The 18228-nt window shown below is 62.4% G+C and carries 14 protein-coding genes and 2 tRNA genes; 5 read left to right on the top strand and 11 right to left on the bottom strand.

Features of this window, described 5'->3' with window-relative positions; all coding sequences use genetic code 11:
* Positions 1-145: 145 nt before the first annotated feature.
* The 4 genes from HP556_RS25340 to HP556_RS25325 all read right to left on the bottom strand — a co-directional run bounded on the left by HP556_RS25340 (position 146) and on the right by HP556_RS25325 (position 3609).
* Positions 146-889 (bottom strand): PopZ family protein, encoded by a 744-nt coding sequence (locus tag HP556_RS25340; RefSeq protein ID WP_175369003.1) that lies wholly within the window; start codon positions 887-889, stop codon positions 146-148.
* A 291-nt stretch (positions 890-1180) separates the two neighbouring features.
* Complete coding sequence (locus HP556_RS25335; protein WP_175369002.1) at positions 1181-2572, bottom strand: TolC family outer membrane protein; 1392 nt, start codon at positions 2570-2572, stop codon at positions 1181-1183.
* Positions 2573-2804: 232 nt separating this feature from the next.
* Positions 2805-3383: a protein-L-isoaspartate O-methyltransferase family protein gene (locus HP556_RS25330; RefSeq protein ID WP_175369001.1), complete on the bottom strand. Its 579-nt coding sequence runs from the start codon at positions 3381-3383 to the stop codon at positions 2805-2807.
* 151 nt (positions 3384-3534) lie between these two features.
* Positions 3535-3609, bottom strand: a tRNA-Asn gene (locus HP556_RS25325).
* Positions 3610-3885: 276 nt separating this feature from the next.
* Here HP556_RS25325 and HP556_RS25320 point away from each other — a divergent pair.
* Complete coding sequence (locus HP556_RS25320; RefSeq protein WP_170849674.1) at positions 3886-4059, top strand: hypothetical protein; 174 nt, start codon at positions 3886-3888, stop codon at positions 4057-4059.
* Between the two features lie 48 nt (positions 4060-4107).
* Here HP556_RS25320 and HP556_RS25315 read toward each other — a convergent pair whose 3' ends face one another.
* From HP556_RS25315 to HP556_RS25300, 4 genes are read right to left on the bottom strand one after another with little or no spacing between them, the layout of a single operon-like run.
* A complete protein-coding gene (locus tag HP556_RS25315; RefSeq protein WP_093758551.1) occupies positions 4108-4812 on the bottom strand; it encodes an ABC transporter ATP-binding protein in 705 nt (234 codons plus the stop codon).
* Entirely contained in the window at positions 4799-6679 is a 1881-nt protein-coding gene (locus HP556_RS25310) for a branched-chain amino acid ABC transporter ATP-binding protein/permease (RefSeq protein ID WP_175369000.1), read from the bottom strand. The genes HP556_RS25315 and HP556_RS25310 overlap by 14 nt, the downstream gene beginning before the upstream one ends.
* Positions 6676-7551, bottom strand: a complete 876-nt coding sequence (locus tag HP556_RS25305; protein WP_175368999.1) for a branched-chain amino acid ABC transporter permease — start codon at positions 7549-7551, stop codon at positions 6676-6678. The genes HP556_RS25310 and HP556_RS25305 overlap by 4 nt, the downstream gene beginning before the upstream one ends.
* An 8-nt stretch (positions 7552-7559) precedes the next feature.
* Positions 7560-8876 carry an ABC transporter substrate-binding protein gene (locus HP556_RS25300; RefSeq protein ID WP_175368998.1) on the bottom strand — a complete coding sequence of 439 codons (1317 nt, stop codon included), beginning with the start codon at positions 8874-8876 and terminating at the stop codon, positions 7560-7562.
* A gap of 346 nt (positions 8877-9222) precedes the next feature.
* On the opposite strand from HP556_RS25300, the gene HP556_RS25295 reads away from it, so the two are divergent.
* From HP556_RS25295 to HP556_RS25280, 4 genes are all read left to right on the top strand, one after another.
* The gene (locus HP556_RS25295; protein WP_175368997.1) at positions 9223-10194 is read left to right on the top strand and encodes a LysR family transcriptional regulator; all 972 of its coding nucleotides are present in this window, start codon (positions 9223-9225) and stop codon (positions 10192-10194) included.
* A gap of 175 nt (positions 10195-10369) precedes the next feature.
* Entirely contained in the window at positions 10370-10549 is a 180-nt protein-coding gene (locus HP556_RS25290) for a hypothetical protein (protein WP_068736432.1), read from the top strand.
* Positions 10550-10634: 85 nt separating this feature from the next.
* Positions 10635-10708, top strand: a tRNA-Cys gene (locus tag HP556_RS25285).
* A gap of 130 nt (positions 10709-10838) precedes the next feature.
* Positions 10839-11162 carry a hypothetical protein gene (locus tag HP556_RS25280; protein WP_175368861.1) on the top strand — a complete coding sequence of 108 codons (324 nt, stop codon included), beginning with the start codon at positions 10839-10841 and terminating at the stop codon, positions 11160-11162.
* Positions 11163-11189: 27 nt separating this feature from the next.
* Here HP556_RS25280 and HP556_RS25275 read toward each other — a convergent pair whose 3' ends face one another.
* From HP556_RS25275 to HP556_RS25265, 3 genes are read right to left on the bottom strand one after another with little or no spacing between them, the layout of a single operon-like run.
* Positions 11190-11924, bottom strand: coding sequence for a tRNA-uridine aminocarboxypropyltransferase (locus tag HP556_RS25275; protein WP_175368996.1), 735 nt, complete (start codon positions 11922-11924; stop codon positions 11190-11192).
* Positions 11925-11981: 57 nt separating this feature from the next.
* Complete coding sequence (locus HP556_RS25270; RefSeq protein WP_175369133.1) at positions 11982-15059, bottom strand: efflux RND transporter permease subunit; 3078 nt, start codon at positions 15057-15059, stop codon at positions 11982-11984.
* A 32-nt stretch (positions 15060-15091) separates the two neighbouring features.
* Complete coding sequence (locus tag HP556_RS25265; protein WP_175368995.1) at positions 15092-18214, bottom strand: efflux RND transporter permease subunit; 3123 nt, start codon at positions 18212-18214, stop codon at positions 15092-15094.
* Positions 18215-18228 lie beyond the last annotated feature (14 nt).

The following is an 18228-nucleotide window of genomic DNA, read 5'->3' as shown; positions in this document are numbered from 1 at the left end:
ACGGTTTTAGGGCCTGGGGCGAACGCAGGAAGCCGATGGCGCTAGAAACCCGCCAGCGCGGCTCAAGTCAACATATAGGGCTGTTTAACCACCCCGGAGGGCCAAACGAAGGCCCTGAAAGGCCGTCGTTGCCTGTCTCGCGGGCTTAGCGGCCGCCGCCGCGCGAGACGCGCTCGATCTCAGCCTTGACGATGCGCTCGACGAGGCCCGGCAGGTTGTCGTCCAGCCAGGACTTCAGCATCGGACGCAGCATCTCCTTGACGAGATCCTCAAGGGTCCGCGCGTTGTTGCTCAGGACCGTATTGGCCAGCGCATTGAAGGCCGACTCCACGGACGACACGGTGCTGTGTGACAGGATCTGCTGCTGCGGTGCGACCGGGGGCGGATCATAGGACGGCGGGTCGAAGCGCGGTGCGGGTCGTTGGCTGCTGGCAGCGACAGCTTCGGCGAATTCGAGGTCGTCATCCGGCTCGACATGCTGGAATGCGGGTTCCGGCTCGGGGTCGGCGACCACCATCTCGTCGGTCAGTTCGAACACATCACCGTCGGGCTGCGCCGGGCGCACCTCTTCCTCGGTGGTCGCGGCTTCCAAGCTGGCCAACATCGCGTCGATGTCGTCCTGGCTGTTGGAGGCAGCAGGCTCCGGCGGCGGTGGCGCGAGCTTCGGGGCTGGAGGCGGTGCTTTGGCGGCAGCAGCCTGCGCGGCAGGAATCGCCGACGGCGGGATGTCTGTCATCGCAGCAGGCTTGGGTGCAGGAGCTGGCTTGGGCGGCGGCGGAGGAGCAACTTCGGCGACGGCCGGCTTCGCTTCGTCGTCGGCGATGATACGTCGGATCGACGCCAGAATCTCCTCCATCGAGGGCTCCTGGACCTTTGCAGGTTGCGTCATGTCCGACTCCGCATCATCAACGCTCTCGTCAATATTTTACACCAGACGAGGCTGAATTTGCGGGTTGTCGTTTTGACGACCGTTCGATTCAGCGCGCAAGCCTGACTTGTCCCCAAGATCAAGCGAGGCCTGACCACCAGCTGTCGCGCGGGAAATGCCCAAGGAATTAGGAGAGGCATTCCGAATCGCTAAGCCAGCAATGCAAACGGTACGTCATCGGACAAATTGATTGCAAGCAAAGGGCCGCACAAGCGGCCCTTTCGACACGATATCAGGTGATATCCGAGCGCGTTAGCGTCCGTCGGGCGTACGCACGCCGACCCAGCTATCGCGCACCTGATGATAGTGCACGCTGGGGTCATACACATTGGTGTTCAGCTTCATCACCATCGGTGACAGACGGCCAACTGCGTTGAGCACCGAGTATGATGCCACCACACGATCATGCTGCGCCGTGACAAGCGCGACGCGCGCGTTCACCAGCGCCTGCTGGGCATTCAACACGTCGAGCGTGGTGCGCTGGCCGGCCTTGGCTTCTTCGCGAACGCCGTTCAGCGCAATTTCGGAAGCCTGCACCTGTGCCTGTGCGGACGAGACCTGCGCCCTACCCGCCAGCAACTGACCCCAGGCCTGCACGACGCTCGCGCGCGCCTGATCGCGCGTCTGGTCGAGAGCGAGGCGTTGCTGCGCGAGCGTTTCCTTGGACTGACGGATCAGCGAATATTCGCCGCCGCCCTGGTAAACCGGGACCGACACCTGGGCGATGCCTGACGCCGTCAGACCGCGCGGCTGCGAGATCGACTGTTCCCAACCCTGCTGGATGTTGGCCGTCAGCGTCACTGTTGGAAACAGTGCGCCTTCGTTGACCTTGGTGTTCAGGAAACTGATGTCGACCCCGAACATTGCTGCGGTCACGCTCGGATTTTCAGTGAGGCCGAGCTCGATAGCGGCAGGTAGCGTGGCGGGCAGAAAGCGGTCGACTGGCGAACCTGCCTGCAAAGCCACCGGCTCGTTGCCGATAATGCGGCGGAAATTCGAGCGCGTGGTCGTCAGCGTCGATTCGGCGCTCAGCAACTGCGTACGGCCGGCGGCGAGCTGCGCCTCGGACTGCGCCACGTCGGTGCGCGTGACTTCGCCGACATTGAACCGGTCGCGGGTCTGCTTCAGCGTCTGCTCGAGCACACGCACGTTGCTGCGCTGAACCTCGACGGTGGCCGCGTCGCGCAGGTAATCCATGTAGATAGTCGCGGCGGAAAGCAACACTGACTGTTCCAGCACGCGCAGGCCTTCGCGTGCGGACGATACCTGGCTTTCGGCAGCTCGGGTACGGTTTGCAGTCTGCTGGCCGTTGTACACATTCTGAGTGATGGTCGCGCCAACGGCGCGGGGAACCTGCACGCCGTGAATTGCGGTCGCAGTACCTGCAATGCTGTTGACCGCGTCCGTGTACTGATAGCCGCCGCTCGCGGTGATAGCGACCCTCGGCCGATAACCCGACAAAGCCTGCGGCACGTTCTCGTCAGTGACGCGCACCGAAGCGCGCTGGGCATTCAATTGAGGATTGTTCTGATAAGCGCGAACCAACGCCGCTTCGATCGTGTCAGCCAGAACGGGTGACGCTCCGGCAAATGCCAGCAAAAGGGCCGCAGCTGCAGCACCGGTGAGAGCTTTTACGCCGCCCATTCTTGGTAATCCATTCATGCCGTTCACTGATCCGGGCGCATACTTATGGCGACCGAACAGATGATGTCCGTTAGCGAGTCTCCACTCACCATATTCCTCGCATTGGCGAGACGGAACCTCTCGTGGAAACTTGACAGTGAAAACTTGGCGAATGGGACATCCAAGCCACACTTGTAATTACCGCTGGCGATATTAGCGGTGCCCCGATGCCCGATAAGGCGGACAGTCAGCCCTAGAAAACGAATGCCGGGAGCTTTTCCATGCCCGGCAGAACTGGCGCGGTAGCATCGAACAGCGGGCGGGAGCCAAAATCCTCGTGGGAATGGGTCACGATCACGGCGCGGGCGGGCTTGGTCAGGGCGAATACGCCCACAAGTTGCCCGCCGGGTGCCAGCTGCTTGTAGAGCCTCGTCGGGACGATTTCCGTCGCGCCGGCCAGAACGATCAGATCATAGGGGCCGTTCGCGGCATCGCCATCAGCCGCCATGCCGGCCGCGCTGGTGACCTGCCCGGCAAACTGGGCGATCACGGCGGCCGCATAGCCCGTGGGGCAACCAACCACCAGAACCTTGTCGGTCGCCTTTACGTCGGAGGCCTGCAGCATCCGCGCCAGCACCACCGGCTTGATTAGAAAGCGATTCGGGGCGACCTCCAGGTCGAGGTCCAGATAGGCCATGGCGCGCTGGCTGGCAGGAACGAACTCCTCGCGCGGCACCGCAAGCATGGCGTCAATGATGCGCAAATCGGTGACGTCGCTGGGACGCACCTGACCATCAACCATCTTCTGGCGTGCGGTCGAAAAGTCGGACATGAGCAATCCCTTGCAAACGGCTGGAAGTTCCTTTTGCAGGAATTACGGCAGCGCACAGCGGGATGCAAGGTTCGTAAAAACACAGCAGCCAATGCGCTATCGAGGCGGTCCCGAGCGCGGTTTCTGGCAGCCATTTTTGCGGAAGGATGTTTGGCTCCCCGGGCTGGATTCGAACCAGCGACCATTCGATTAACAGTCGAATGCTCTACCGCTGAGCTACCAGGGAACGTGCGAAGCTTGTTCGCAGGCCGCAGCGTATAACAAAGCGATCCGCGCTTGGAAAGCAGGAAATGCACCTCTTCCCATAGAGGCCGCCAATCGGGGAAAACTCCGAAAAAGCCTCATGTTACGGGATTTTCTTGATGCTCGGCCCGTTCTCACCGGGCCCATGTCGCATGCGGGCGAAGAATAATCTTTCCAACCGTGTCGCTATTTAGTCTTATTGCACCGCAAGACTGCCCGTTGCGACGTTGAACAAGTTCCGAATCGAACGAGGTGACCGATGCCAGCCACGCACACCGACCGCGCGCTTCCGACCGATCTCAACTCCCTGCCCTTTATCAGTGATGACGAATGCGTCACCCGGCTCGCCGAAGCCGTCGAGGCGCATGACAGCGATCACCTCGATGAGGTGGCGCTCCTGATCGGGCGCCTCGCGGTGCCGATCGAAATCTAGGGAATCAGGCAGCCGGGGACCTCGTCCCCGGGGATGATATCCAGGGAATCACATTCCGACGCCGAGGAAGTCCCGCATCAGGTCGGGGCTGGCGTTGAGGTCCGCCGGCGTGCCTTCGAACACCACGTGGCCGTTATTGAGCCCATAAACGCGATTGGCGAAGCTCAATGCCGCCGCAACGTTCTGCTCGACCACAATCATGGTGCGGCCCTCGGCGGCGAGATTGCGTGAGACCTCGACGAGATCACGCACGATCAGCGGCGCCAGGCCCTCGAACGGCTCGTCCAGCAGGATGATGCGTGCATCACGGATCAACGCGCGGGCAATCGCCAGCATCTGCTGCTCGCCGCCCGACAGCGTGCGTCCGGCCGATTTGCGGCGCTCCTTGAGGCGCGGAAACACGTCGTAGATGCGATCGTAGGACCAGGCATTCGGCGCCGTCAGCGCTGCGATGCGCAGGTTTTCCTCGACCGTCAAGCCGCCGAAAATGGCGCGCTCTTCGGGCACAAGCTGGACGCCCATGCCGGCGATGGCCGAGGGCGGCAGGCCCTCGATGGATTTGCCATCAAGACGGATATGGCCGCTGCGCGGTGACAGCACGCCCATGATCGAGCGCAGCGTCGTGGTCTTGCCCGCGCCGTTGCGGCCGAGCAGTGCCACGACCTCGCCCTGCTCGACCCGGATCGACAGGTCGAACAGCACGTGGGAATCGCCATACAGCGTATTGATCTTGTCGACTTCAAGCAGGCTCATGCGCGTGCAGCCCTCCCAGATAGGCGTCCTGCACGGCCGGATTGCGCCGGATCTCGTCGGCGGTGCCATCCGCCAGCAGCCGGCCCTCATAGAGCACGGTGATGCGCTCGGCGAGTTCGAAGATGGCGTCGAGATCGTGCTCGACGATGACCACGGTTCGCGAGCGCCCGATATCGCGAATGAAGGCACAGGTCGCGAGGCGTTCTGCCGGGCTCATGCCGGCCAGCGGTTCGTCAAGCAGCAATACGTTCGGGCTGGTCGCCAGCGCCATGCCGATTTCGAGCCGGCGCTTTTCGCCGTAGGCCAGAATATGTGCCGGCGTATCGGCGCGTTCGACGAGATTGAGCAGGCCGAGGATCGAGACGATCTGCTCCTCGACGTCGGGAATGCTGCCGGCTCCGCGCAACAGGTCAAAGCGCATCGGGCCGCGACGGCGTGCCAGTGCCGCGATCCGCAGGTTCTTGCGCACCGACAGGTTGGGAAACAGCTGATTGAGCTGGTTGCTTTTGGCGATGCCGAGCTGCGCCGCGCGGCTGACGCCGACACCCGTGACCTTCTCGCCGAACAACAAGACTTCACCGGAGGACGGGCTGACCTCGTCAAGCAGCATCTTGAACAGCGTGCTCTTGCCGGCGCCATTCGGGCCGATCACCGCATGGATCGAGCCGCGGCGAACCTTGAACGAGACGCCATCGACGGCTTTGAGGCCACCATAGTGCCGCGCCAGAGACCGGGCTTCGAGTGCAATGTCGCTGTCGCCCGTCGTGGGCTCAGCAAGGGTCAGCCTGACATCCTTGGGCGGTGCCACAGGTTTGGTGATTGGATCTGTATTGTGGGCTTCGATGGTTTCGGTTTTGGCCTCGGCCGCCCGTGCGGCAGCCAGATTACGGCGTTCGTTCCACCAATGGGCGATCTCGCCGCAGATGCCGCGGCGCAGGCCGATCACCAGAATGATGAAAGCGATGCCGAGCACCAGCTTCCACAGGATCGCAAAGCCCGGAATGAGCTGCAGATTGTCGCGAAGCCACAGCCAGACGGCCGCGCCGACCAGCGGACCGATCAGCGTGCCGGCGCCGCCGACGATGGTCTGAACTACGAGTTGTCCCGACGTCTCCAGCGAGAACGCATCCGGCGGCATGTAGCTCTGGAACGAGCCGAGCAGACCGCCGGCAAGACCGGCATAGAGCGCGGCGATGACAAAGGCCGTCAGCTTGTAGGCCGGCACGTTATGGCCAAGCATCGCGACGCGGCCGGTGTTCTCCTTGATCGCCAGCAGGATCGCGCCGACCGGCGAGCCGACGATGCGGCGCGCCAGCACGTAGCCGAGGAAGAAGATCGCTGCGAACAAGATATACATCGGCATGCCCGCGCTGATGCGGATCGCATTGGCGCCGAAGCCGAGCACCGGCACCGGCACGCCGGGGATTCCGTTCTCGCCGCCGGTGTACTCCGACAGCGGCGAATTCTCGATGAAATAGGCCATCTGGCCGAAGGCCAGCGTAATCATTGTGAAATAGATGCCGATACGGCGCACGGCGAACCAGCCGACCAGGAGGCCGAACAGGCCGGCTGCGACGGTGCCGATCGCCAGCGCCAGCCAGACGCTGTCGACGGTGTGGGACACCAGCAGATAGGCGCTGACGAAACCGCCGACGCCGAAGAATGCCGCCTGCCCGAACGACAGCAGACCGGTGAGACCGAACAGGATGTCGAAGCCGAGGCCGATCAGGCCCCAGTTCAGCACGCGTGTCAGCAGATCTGTCGAGAAACCGAGATGCGGGAACACGATGGGTGCCACGATCAGCGTGCACAGCACCGCGAGTTCGGGAAGCCAGCCCCGCAAGCCGCCGGAACGAGGACGCATCATGCGCGGCCTTCCGAACCGAACAGGCCTTGCGGGCGCATGATCAGCAGCACCGCCATCAGCGCGTAGAGCATCACTTCCGAATAGGACGAGTTGAAAGCACTGGTCAGGCTGATGATCTCGCCCGCGATCAGGCCGCCGATGACTGCGCCCGGGAACGAGCCGAGGCCGCCGAGCACGATGACCACGAAAGACTGCGCCATGAAATTGGCGCCCATGTCCGGCGTCACGGCCACGACCGGCGCATAGAGCATGCCGGCGAGACCGACGGCGACAACGCCGATGGCGAAGACCAGCAGGAAGGCGCGGCGCACATTGATGCCGAGGATGCCGACCATGCCGGGATTCTCGATGCCGGCGCGAACCACAAGGCCCATCGAGGTGCGATAGAGCACGAGATAGAGACTGAGCAGCAGCCCGGCAATGATGGCGATCAGTTGCAGGCGATAAGTCGGATAGATCAGGAAGCCCATCTGGGTCGCGCCCTGCCCCCAGGACGGCACCGGCACACGCTGCGCATTGCCGCCGAAGGCTGCACGCACGCATTCGACGAGCACGATGCCCACGCCGTAAGTGACAAGGATCTGATCCTCATGCGGCCGGTCGTAGAAATAACGGATGATGATGCGTTCCAGCAAGAAGCCGAGCACCAGCATGAAGCCGCAGCCGACGACGATCGCGAGCACGAAAGACGACGTGTATTGCAGCAGGACGAAAGCGGCATAGGCGCCCACGGCGAACAGCGCGCCGTGAGCGAAGTTGAGGACGCCAAGCGTGCCCAGGATGATCGTCAGCCCGCTACTGACGAGGGCCAGCAGTGTGCCGAGGGCCAGGCCATTAAAGGCCTGGGAGATGAGGACGGGCCAGCTTGGCATGGTGATCCTTAGGTGTAGGGGCCGAGCTTGCAGCCGAAGAAGTCCGGCGCGTTCATCACGCTCTCGCCATCCGCAATATCGACGATCTCGTAGAAGTCTTCCTTGTTCTTCATCTCGGACGGCTTCTTGCCGCGCAGGATCGGGATCGGCCGCACCATCTGGTGATCTTCGGCGCGGAAATAGACCTTGCCGATGGTCGTCTCGTAAGGCTGCACCTTGGAGCTCTCCATCGCCTTGATCACATCGACCGGATTGAACGTACCGGCGCGTTCGACCGACATCGCCCACAGATAGGTCTGCATGTAGCCGATATGCGCGCCCCAGCGCGGATAGTACTTGTTCTGCGCCACGAAGCTCTCGACGAAGGTCTTGGCGAGCGGATAGGTGTCCTGCAGTCCCCACCAGAAGTCGCAGCTGCCATAGACGCCCTGCATCAGCTCGGCGCCGAGCTCCTTGTCCTGAAACGAGGACAGGTTCGGCACCACAAGCTTCATGCGCTTGAGCACGCCGAACTGTTCGGCCTGCTTGGTCGAAGCGACCGCATCGCCGCCGAAGGCGATGTTGACGAATACGTCCGCGCCGCTATTGGCGATGTTCAGGAGCGCCGACGAATAGTCGGTGGTGCCGAGCGGCACGACTTCCTTGGCGACTTGCTTCCAGCCCTGCTCCGCCGAGAACTTGGCGAAGCTGTCATAGACGGTATGGCCATAGGTGTAGTCAGGCACGAGGAAGGCCGACTTCACGTTCTTGCCGAGCGCCTTGGCGACGACGGGCGCCATCGCTTTCGCGGCCATGTAAGCGTTCTGCTGCGAGCGGAAGCCGTAGCGCTGGCAGTTCTTGCCAGTGATGTCGTTGGAGCCGGCGATGCCGACCATGTACAGCACCTTCTCGCGCGAACCGAGTTCTTCGAGCGCGATGGCGCTGGCTGATGACACCGAGCCCGACACCATGATCGCCTTGTCGCGCTGGATGAACTGCGTCGCGCTCTGCACGTCGAGGTTGGGCTTACCTTCGGTGTCGGAGACCTTGTACTTGATCTGCCGGCCGAGCACGCCCTTGCCCTTGAGGCCCCACTTCTGCGCGATGTCGCCGCCGGCATTGATCTGCGCGATGGCCAGTTCATAGCCGAGCTTGAGATCTCCGCCGTCGCCCGAGAACACACCGGTGAGCGGTATGGTCAGACCGACGAAGACCGAATCCGCAGTGACGCCTTCCGGAAATGTGCCGATCGTCGCCGGCGATTGCGCGAACGCGCTGCCTGGAAGCATGAGGCCCGCGGCAGTGCCGACTCCCCCGAGCAAAAGCTGTCGACGGTCAAACTGCATGACACACCCTTCTGGTTCGATCACCGCCGCCATTGGCCGGTGAGCTGCGATGGGGGCTGGCCCCCGCGAAATTGAGCTTCTGGAACGGCATGCCGTCGCGACTCTCGTGGTGCCTGCGAGATCATCGCAAGAGCCTCATTCATGGTCACTCGCTGAACCCGGACTTCCGGCAGCGCTGCGTCCGCAAAGCGAGAGAGACGGATCGTTCTTTGTTCCCGTCAGGCTAGGTTGCTTCGGATCGCACGGGGTATAGACAATCCTGCAAAGGGCCTTGCAGACTGGCTTTTCCACCGCGACAAGGCGTCCCAGTAGCGCGTGCTGGCACAGCTCTTGCTGTTAACTCTGCATGGAAAACTTCAAATCGCTCGATTGGGACGACCTCAAGGTCTTCATTCACGCGGCGCGCGGCGGCAGCCTTGGCAGTGCGGCCAAGCGCCTCCGGGTCGATCAATCCACCATCAGTCGCCGCATCGCGCATCTCGAGAGCACGCTGGGTGTGGCGCTGTTCGAGCGATTGCCGTCCGGACTGAAGGTCAACGAGACCGGCGACCGCCTGCTCTGCCATGCCGAGCGGATCGAGAGCGCCGTGATCGCCATGCGGGAAGACGTGCAATGCGGCGGCAGCCGTATGGCTGGCCGGGTCCGTCTTGCCACGATGGAAGGCATCGCCTCGCTCTACCTCGCCTACCGCTTCGTCGAATTGCGCAAACAGCATCCCGACCTGACCGTCGAGCTGCTGACGTCACCGCAGAGCGTCTCGGTGAACCGGCGCGAGGCCGATCTGTTTCTGAGCTTCTTCCGCCCGACCGGTCAGGGCATGGTGTCCGAGCGGATCGGCTGCTTTCAGCTCGGGCTCTATGCGTCGCAAGAGTATCTCGACGCGCATGGCGTGCCGAAGAGCCCATCCGAACTCACAAAGCACAGCTTCGTCACCTATATCGACGACCAGATCCAGCTCGACTCCGTGCGCTGGCTCGATGACATCATCAAGAGCCCGCCGGTTTCGTTCCATTCCAACAGCATGTGCGCGCAGATGAACGCTGCGGCCGGCGGCATTGGGCTTGTACTGCTGCCAAGTTTTGCAACGGCGCGTCGCCCCGACCTGATCCCGGTGCTGCACGACAAGCTGTCCACCACGCGAGAGCTGTGGATCAACGTCCATAACGATCTGCAATTCGTGCCGCGCATCCGCGCGGTATCGAGCTTCCTGAAATCGACCTTCAAGGCGGATCCCCTGATGCAGGCCAGCACCAGGGGCCGCAAGATGCTGGATACGCTCCTGGAGACAGACACACCCGTTACAGCCCAGACAGTTTAATGTTACCGTCGGCGATGCTTGATCGGCGTTCGCGAGCCACGCCATTGATCCAGTGAGGTAAACGTCCCGGTAACCATGACGGGCCTCGCGTGTGGATCGGTACAATTTGAACGATCCATTCAACAGCCCAACAAAGGCTTTGCGTCAGATTGCTCCCAAGACAGGGAGCTAAAAGATGAGCGAAGCCGAATTTGACTATCTGCTGGAGACAGTCCGAGCCGAAATCGAGGCCGATGTGCGGGACGATCTGCGCAGCCAGGAAATGTTCTTCGCCCCGATTCCGACCGCTGCGAACGACAATGACGGCCCCTGGCCGCTGATTCCGTTTCCGGATGGCTGGCAGGCCTCCTGCTGATCTTGTGTCGGTATGTCGGACCCCATGAAAGATTTCAGCCGGGCATTGCCTAAATGGCGAACGGTCTGTAACTAACCCGCTATGGGGCCATGTGGCGGAATGGTTACGCGCCGGTCTGCAAAACCGTTTATTCGGGTTCGATTCCCGACGTGGCCTCCATCAATCCAATCAATAACTTAGCCTGCCAGACCCGCGATCGGGCGCGACTGCTATGAGTGGTGCGCTGCAACACTTCGCTTGGCAAGATTGGAGTATTGATCGTAGCATCCTGCCAACCCTAGGGGGCACGATGAACATCCGGGTCTTGATCGCAACGTTGCTGATGACCTCGCCAGGCTGGGCCCAGGCCAAACCGCCCGTTCCGGCCCGCACCGATCCCTGCGCGCCGATCGGCCGGACCGCCGACGGCCAGTTGGTCTACTCCCTGAAGTGCGAGAAGCTGCCGGTTCCAGTGGTGCCGCCGCAGGCTGCAGCCCCGGCACCGCCTCCCGCACCCGTCGTGGAAGAAGCTCGCGGCGGACTGTTCCGCAATCCGTTTCCGTCGCTCGTCAGACCGTCATCATCGAGTGACGAGCGTGAAGCCGGCGTCGGTCCGCCGCCCAGCAGCCGATAGGCCGGGATCAATCAAAACCGAACGCGATCAGGCGTGCTTCTTACGCCGCCAGTCGCGCTTGGGTTTGGGCTTTGGCGCCAGTTCCGGCATGACGGTCTGGGCTTCGCGATATTTCGCCAGCATCCGCTCGAAAGCCTCGTTCAGCGTGGTCTCGATCTCCGGCTTCCGTTCGAGGCTGGCCAGCAACATCCCCGCGGCTTCGATGGTCGACAGGCCGTCCTTGCGCGGTTCGCGGCGCAGCTTGCCGTAAAGCGACGGTTTGGCCGGTCCGAGGATCACGCGCTGGCATTTCAGCATCCAGGCATTGCGCCACCACAGCGCCTTGGCTTGGCTCCAGGTGCCGTCGAGCAGCACGATGCCCTGGATGTCTTTCAGCAATGCGCGCTGGTTTTCCTCAGCCTGACCCTTGCGGTCGATGGCGAGGATATCCCGGTCAGTCTCGTAATCGGTGACCTTGGCCGAGCCGAGATAGAGGATCGCCCAACGCGCGGGATCCGCGACCGGCTTGCCCAGCGCCTTGGCGAGGCTCGGCCAGGACAGGCCGATCTTGACCGTGGCCTTCTTGAAATGAAGCGCCGCGACGCGGGCGGTGCCCAGCGCCCTGTCCTGCTCCTGCGGATGCTGCAGGATCAGGAGCTCGATCTTGTTGTCGATGGGCGTAATGCTGTCGCAGATGCACAGCGGCATCGGCTTGTGGCAATGCGGACATTCCGGGATCGCTTCAGCGACCTCAGCGGCTTGCAGATCTGATTTCTTGGACATTGCCCGCTATACGCCGCGTGGCCCGAGGCTTCAACCGCCGTGACGCTCGGATTTTTGCTATTCGGCAGGCGCAGGTAGCGGTGCCGGGCGGAAGCGGTTACGCAGCCGGTCGATCAGGAGATAGATCACCGGCGTGGTGTAAAGCGTCAGCACCTGCGAGACGAACAACCCGCCGATGATGGTGATGCCCAGCGGGCGGCGCAGTTCCGTGCCCGGCCCGGTCGCGATGACCAGCGGGATCGCGGCGAACACCGCGGCCAATGACGTCATCAGGATTGGGCGGAAGCGCACGGTGCAGGCCTCGAAGATCGCCTCGGCGGGCGACAGTCCGCGATGCCGCTCCGCCTCGATGGCGAAGTCGACCATCATGATTCCGTTCTTCTTGACGATGCCGATGAGGAGAATGATCCCGACGAAGGCGATCACGGTCAGCGGCGTGTTGGTGATCTGCAACGCCAGCAATGCGCCGAGCCCCGCCGAGGGCAACGTCGAGATGATAGTCAGAGGATGCACCAGGCTCTCATAGAGCACCCCGAGCACGATATACATTGCGATGAGCGCGCCGAGGATCAGCAGCGGCTGCCGCCCCGTGGTCTTGCTGAAGTCACCGGCATTGCCATCGAAGCCGCCCCGGATTCCTTCCGGCATATGCAGTTCGTCGACCGCGCGCTGGATGTTGCCTGTCACGGCATCGAGCTGCACGCCAGGTAGCGTGTTGAACGACACCGTCGTCGACGGGAACCCCTGCGAGTGGAACACCGCCAGCGCCGACAACGTGCGCGACATGCGCACAACCGCCGACAGCGGCACCTGCGACCCATTCAGACCCGCGACATAGATGCGATCGAGATCGGACGGATCGTTCTGGAATTTCGGATCGATTTCCAGCACCACCTTATACTGGTTGCGCTGGGTGTAGATCGTCGAGATCTGTCGCTGCGAGAACGCGTTGTTGAGCGCGTTATCGATGTCCTGCACCTTGACGCCGAGGCTCGATGCCATCTTGCGGTCTATGGTCAGCGTCAATTGCAATCCGCCGGGATCGCGGTCGCTCGACACGTCGGTGATGCCCTCAACGCTCTCCAGCCGCTTGCCGACCAGCGGTGCCCATTTCTGCAGGAGATCGAGATTGGTCGAGGTCAGCGTGTATTGATAGTTGGAGTCGCTCTGGCGCCCGCCGGCACGCAGATCCTGGGCAGCAAACATGAAGAGACGGATACCGGGGACCGCGCTGAGCTTCGGACGCAACCGGTTGATGACGTCTTCGGTCGACGCTCCGTTGCGCTCCTCTGGTGGTTTCAAGGCGATAAACATGGTGCCCCGGTTGGCGCCGCCGCCGCCCGGCCCGCCAGTGCCGCCAAGCGACGAACCGATACTGGCCACGCCGGGATCGCTCAGCACGAGATCAGCCATATGCTGCTGCAATCCGAGCATCGCCTGAAACGAGACATCGGCCGATGCGCGCGTTGCGCCGATCACGAAGCCACTGTCGTCGTTCGGGAAAAAACCTTTCGGCGTCTTGATGTAGAGTGTGACCGTCAGCGCGATGGTGGCGAAGAACACCAACAGCGTCAGGAGTGGAAAACCCAGCACCACATGCAGCGTGCGTTCATAGAACGCCACGACGCGTGACAGCGTGCCTTCGACGATACGGTCGAAACGGGTCTCGGTGCTCGACAGACCGCTTTTGATATATTGCGCACAGATCATCGGTGTCACCGTCAGCGATACCAGCGTCGAGACGACAATCGAGAATGTCAGCGTCAAAGAGAATTCGCGCAGCAATCGGCCGACCAGACCATCCATAAAGATTAGCGGGATGAAGGCGGCGATCAGCGACAGGCTGATCGACAGCACCGTGAAGCCGATCTGCCTGGCGCCGCCGAGCGCCGCCTGCATCGGCGCCATGCCCTCTTCAAGATTGCGGTACATGTTCTCGATCATGACGATGGCGTCGTCGACCACGAAGCCGACAGAGATCGCCAGCGCCATCAGCGACAGGTTGTTGATCGAGAAGCCGGCCAGCCACATGCCGACGCAGGTACCGGCCAGCGCCAGCGGCACCGAGACGCCGGCCGCGATGGTGGGCGTGCCACGACGCAGGAACAGGAACACCACGGCCATCACCAGTACGGCCGTGGCAAATAGCGTCCACTCCATGTCCTCGACCGAGGCGCGAATGGTACCCGTGCGGTCGGTCAGAACCGAAATCTCGATCCCCGCGGGAATCCATTGTTTCAGATCGGGGATCAGCGCTTTCACGCGATCGACGGTGTCGATGACATTGGCGTCGCCTTGTTTGGTGATCTGGATGAGCACCGCCGGCTGCTTGTTGAACCAGGCAACCGAGCGACTGTTGCGCGTCGCATCCTGAACATCGGCGACATCAGACAGCCGCAGATAATTACCGTTTGAACTCTTGACGATGATCTCGCGAAATTCTTCCGCCGTGCGCATCTGCGGATTCATCGAGATCGTCTCGCTCTGCCGCGATCCCTGGAAGATGCCGACAGGACCAAGCGGATTGGCATTGACGATGGCGGTGCGCACGTCGTCGGTGGCTATCCCGGCATTCGACAGCGCGACCGGATTGAGCTGGATGCGCACCGCGGGCTGGTCGGCGCCGCTGGCAGTGACTTCGCCGACCCCCGGCACCTGCGACAGCCGCTGTACGATCACGGTATCGGCGACGTCGTAGATCGCGGAGGCCGACATGGTTGGCGACGTCAAAGCGAGAATGAAGACAGGCGCGGCGGACGGGTTGGCCTTGCGGAACGTAGGCAGTGTCGGAAGATCGGTTGGCAGATCGGCCATCGACGCATTGATCGCGGCTTGCACGTCACGCGCGGCGCGATCGACATCGCGGCCGATGGCGAACTGCAACTGAATACTGGTCGAGCCCAGCGAACTCGTTGAGGTGATCTGATCGAGGCCGGCAATGATGCCCAGACGTCGTTCTAGGGGCGCTGCGACGGTCGCCGCCATGATCGACGGATCGGCGCCCGGGCGCGACGCCTGTACGCGGATCATCGGAAAATCGACATTGGGTGTCGCGGCGACCGGCAGGAAGTGATAGGCGACGACGCCGAGAAGAAACAGTCCGATCGCCAGCAACGTGGTGCCGACCGGCCGCATGATGAATGGCGCTGAGATGGAGATGGAAGCCACTAGGGCGGCCCCCCTGCTCCCGCCGTTCCGGCTGCACCCGCAACGGGCGGCACACTCTTCTCGAACCGGCGGTTGATGCGATCCAGCGCCAGATAGATCACCGGCGTGGTGTAGAGCGTCAGTATCTGGCTGAGCAGCAGACCGCCGATGATCGAGACACCGAGCGGGAAGCGCAGCTCTGCGCCGGTGCCACTTTCGATCGCCAGCGGCAATGCGCCGAACAGCGCCGCCAGCGTCGTCATCATGATAGGCCTGAATCGCAGCAGGCAGGCTTCCACGATGGCGGCTTCGGGCGCCATGCCACGATTCCGCTCGGCATCCAGTGCGAAGTCGATCATCATGATCGCGTTCTTCTTGACGATGCCCATCAGGAGGATGATGCCGATCAGGCCGATCACCGACAGGTCCTGCCCGGTCAGCATCAGGGCCAGGATCGCACCGACACCGGCGGACGGCAGCGTCGAGAGAATGGTGATCGGATGAATGTAGCTCTCATAGAGCACACCGAGCACAATATAGATCGTCACCAGCGCCGCGAGGATCAGCCAGGGCTGCCCTGACAGCGACTTGGAGAATTCCGCAGCATCGCCGGAGAACATCCCGACAATGCTGGTCGGCATGCCGATCCGGGTCTCGATCTTCTTCACTTCGTCGACCGCATCGCCGAGCGCCTCGTTAGGCCCGAGGTTGAAGCTGAGCGAGATCGCGGGGAATTGCGCCTGATGCGAGATCGCCAGTGGCGCCGTGGTACGCGTCAATGTGGCTACGGCAGACAGCGGCACCTGCGCGCCTGCCGCACCGGGCAGATACAGTTTCGACAGCACATCGGGATCGCGCTGCTGCGACGGCAATGCTTCCAGCACAACGCGGTACTGATTGGCCTGACCGTAGATGGTCGAAATCTGGCGCTGCGCGAAGGCGTCATTCAGCGTGTCGGTGACGCCCTGTAGATTGACGCCGAGCTGACCGGCACGCTGCCGGTTGATGTCGAGCGAGGCTCGCAATCCACCGGTCTGGGCTTCCGAGGATACGTCTCGAAACATCGGATCGCGGCGCAATTCAGCAACCAGCTTCTGTGACCACTCGGTCACCTGGGCCGCATCAGTCCCGGTCAACGTGTATTGATATTGCGAGCGACTACTCTGCGTACTGATCTGGATGTCCTGGACGGGCTGGAAATACACGGTCATGCCAGGGATCGCGGCGACGCGATCCTTGAGCCGCGCGATCACGGCGTTCATGTCGTCCTTGCGCTCGCCGCGCGGCTTCAGGGTCATCACCAGCCGGCCGACATTGGTGGTCGGATTGACCGAGCCGCCGCCGATCACAGAGATGATGCCGGTAACATCCGGATCGCTCTGGATTGCTGCGGCTGCCGCGCCCTGCCGGCTCTGCATTTCCGTGAAGGACACGTCGGCGCCGGCTTCCGTCACCGCAGTAATCGAGGCCGTGTCCTGCAGCGGCAGGAAGCCCTTGGGGGCGATGACATAGAGACCCAGCGTTGCGACGATGGTCAGGAACGTGACGACCAGCGTCGCCGGCTGATGCTGCAGCACCCACAGCAGCGTGCGATGATAAAACGCCACCATCCGGTCGATACCGCGGCTGACGGCGCCGAGACCGGGCACCTGCCATTCATCCTTGGTGTGCTTCAAAAGCCGCGAGCACATCATCGGCGTCAACGTCAGCGAGACCACGGCGGACATCACCACGGCAATGGTCAGCGTCATCGCGAATTCGCGGAACATGCGGCCAACGAGGCCGGACATGAATAGCAGCGGGATGAAGACAGCGATCAGCGACACCGTCAGCGAGATCACCGTGAAGCCGATTTCCTTCGCGCCCGCCAGCGCCGCTTCCATCGGGCTTTCGCCCTCTTCCATGTGGCGGACGATGTTCTCGATCATCACGATGGCGTCGTCGACGACAAAGCCGGTGCCGATGGTCAGCGCCATCAGGCTGAGATTGTCGAGACTGAAGCCGGCGAAATACATCACGCCGAAGGACGTGATCAGCGACAGCGGCAGCGCTACGCCGGCAATCAGCGTTGCACGCAGCGACCGGAGGAACAGCAGCACCACCAGCGTCACCAAGATGACGGACAGGACCAGCGTGAATTGCACGTCATGCACGGAGGCGCGGATCGTCACAGTGCGATCGCTGACAATGGTTAGCTTGACGCCGGCGGGCATGGACCGCTGAACCTTCGGAATTTCCTCGCGGATCTGGCGAACGACCTCGATAACATTGGCGCCGGGCTGGCGCTGGATCTCGATGATCACCGCTGGCGTGCCTTGATACCAACCGCCAGTACGGTCGTTTTCCAGCCCGTCGACGATCTGCGCAATGTCGCCGATGGTGACAGGGGATCCGTTGCGATAAGCGATAATGATCGGCCGATACTGATCCGCCGCCGCGATCTGGTCGTTCGCTGCGATGGTGTAAGCTTGCTGCGCTCCGTCGAGCGAGCCCTTGGGACCCGACACATTGGCGCCGGCGATCGCTGCGCGCAGATCTTCCATCGCGATGCCGTAGGCAGCGAGCCGCGCCAGATCCGCCTGCACCCGCACCGCTGGCTTCAAGCCGCCAAGCACGGCAACCTTGCCGACACCCGAAATCTGGCTGAGCCGCTGCGCCAGCAATGTATCGGACAGGTCGCTCATCGATCGCAGCGAGATGGTGTCCGAGGTCAGCGCCAATGTCATCACCGGCGCGTCGGCCGGATTGACCTTCGCGTAGACCGGCGGGTATGGCAGGTTCTTCGGCAGCACACCGGCGGCGGCATTAATCGCCGCCTGCACGTCCTGGGTCGCGCCATCGATATCGCGGTTGAGATCGAATTGCAGTGATATCTGGCTGACGCCGAACGAGCTCGTCGAGGTCATCGATGACAGCGACGGAATCTGTCCGAGCTGACGCTCCAGAGGCGCGGTGATCAGCGACGCTGTCACTTCGGGGCTCGCGCCCGGCAATTGCGTCGAGACCTGCACGGTCGGGAAATCGACCTGCGGCAGCGCCGACACCGGAAGCCCGAAATAGCCAAGCGCGCCACCGATCAACAATGCGATGCCGAGCAACGACGTCGCGATGGGCCGGCGGATGAAGGGTTCCGAGACGCTCATGACTGTGCGCTCTT

It is taken from the genome of Tardiphaga robiniae, assembly GCF_013359755.1.
Lineage (GTDB): Bacteria > Pseudomonadota > Alphaproteobacteria > Rhizobiales > Xanthobacteraceae > Tardiphaga > Tardiphaga robiniae.
Note: the sequence above shows the minus strand (reverse complement) of the source record. Positions and strands in the feature narration are given on the sequence as shown.

Coding starts and splice junctions, on each gene's coding strand:
- HP556_RS25270 (WP_175369133.1), bottom strand. CDS start 15,059: ATGCGGCCGGTCGGCACCACGTTGCTGGCGATCGGACTGTTTCTTCTC.
- HP556_RS25340 (WP_175369003.1), bottom strand. CDS start 889: ATGACGCAACCTGCAAAGGTCCAGGAGCCCTCGATGGAGGAGATTCTG.
- HP556_RS25290 (WP_068736432.1), top strand. CDS start 10,370: ATGAGCGAAGCCGAATTTGACTATCTGCTGGAGACAGTCCGAGCCGAA.
- HP556_RS25275 (WP_175368996.1), bottom strand. CDS start 11,924: ATGTCCAAGAAATCAGATCTGCAAGCCGCTGAGGTCGCTGAAGCGATC.
- HP556_RS25320 (WP_170849674.1), top strand. CDS start 3,886: ATGCCAGCCACGCACACCGACCGCGCGCTTCCGACCGATCTCAACTCC.
- HP556_RS25305 (WP_175368999.1), bottom strand. CDS start 7,551: ATGCCAAGCTGGCCCGTCCTCATCTCCCAGGCCTTTAATGGCCTGGCC.
- HP556_RS25315 (WP_093758551.1), bottom strand. CDS start 4,812: ATGAGCCTGCTTGAAGTCGACAAGATCAATACGCTGTATGGCGATTCC.
- HP556_RS25310 (WP_175369000.1), bottom strand. CDS start 6,679: ATGATGCGTCCTCGTTCCGGCGGCTTGCGGGGCTGGCTTCCCGAACTC.
- HP556_RS25265 (WP_175368995.1), bottom strand. CDS start 18,214: ATGAGCGTCTCGGAACCCTTCATCCGCCGGCCCATCGCGACGTCGTTG.
- HP556_RS25335 (WP_175369002.1), bottom strand. CDS start 2,572: ATGGGCGGCGTAAAAGCTCTCACCGGTGCTGCAGCTGCGGCCCTTTTG.
- HP556_RS25330 (WP_175369001.1), bottom strand. CDS start 3,383: ATGTCCGACTTTTCGACCGCACGCCAGAAGATGGTTGATGGTCAGGTG.
- HP556_RS25295 (WP_175368997.1), top strand. CDS start 9,223: ATGGAAAACTTCAAATCGCTCGATTGGGACGACCTCAAGGTCTTCATT.
- HP556_RS25280 (WP_175368861.1), top strand. CDS start 10,839: ATGAACATCCGGGTCTTGATCGCAACGTTGCTGATGACCTCGCCAGGC.
- HP556_RS25300 (WP_175368998.1), bottom strand. CDS start 8,876: ATGCAGTTTGACCGTCGACAGCTTTTGCTCGGGGGAGTCGGCACTGCC.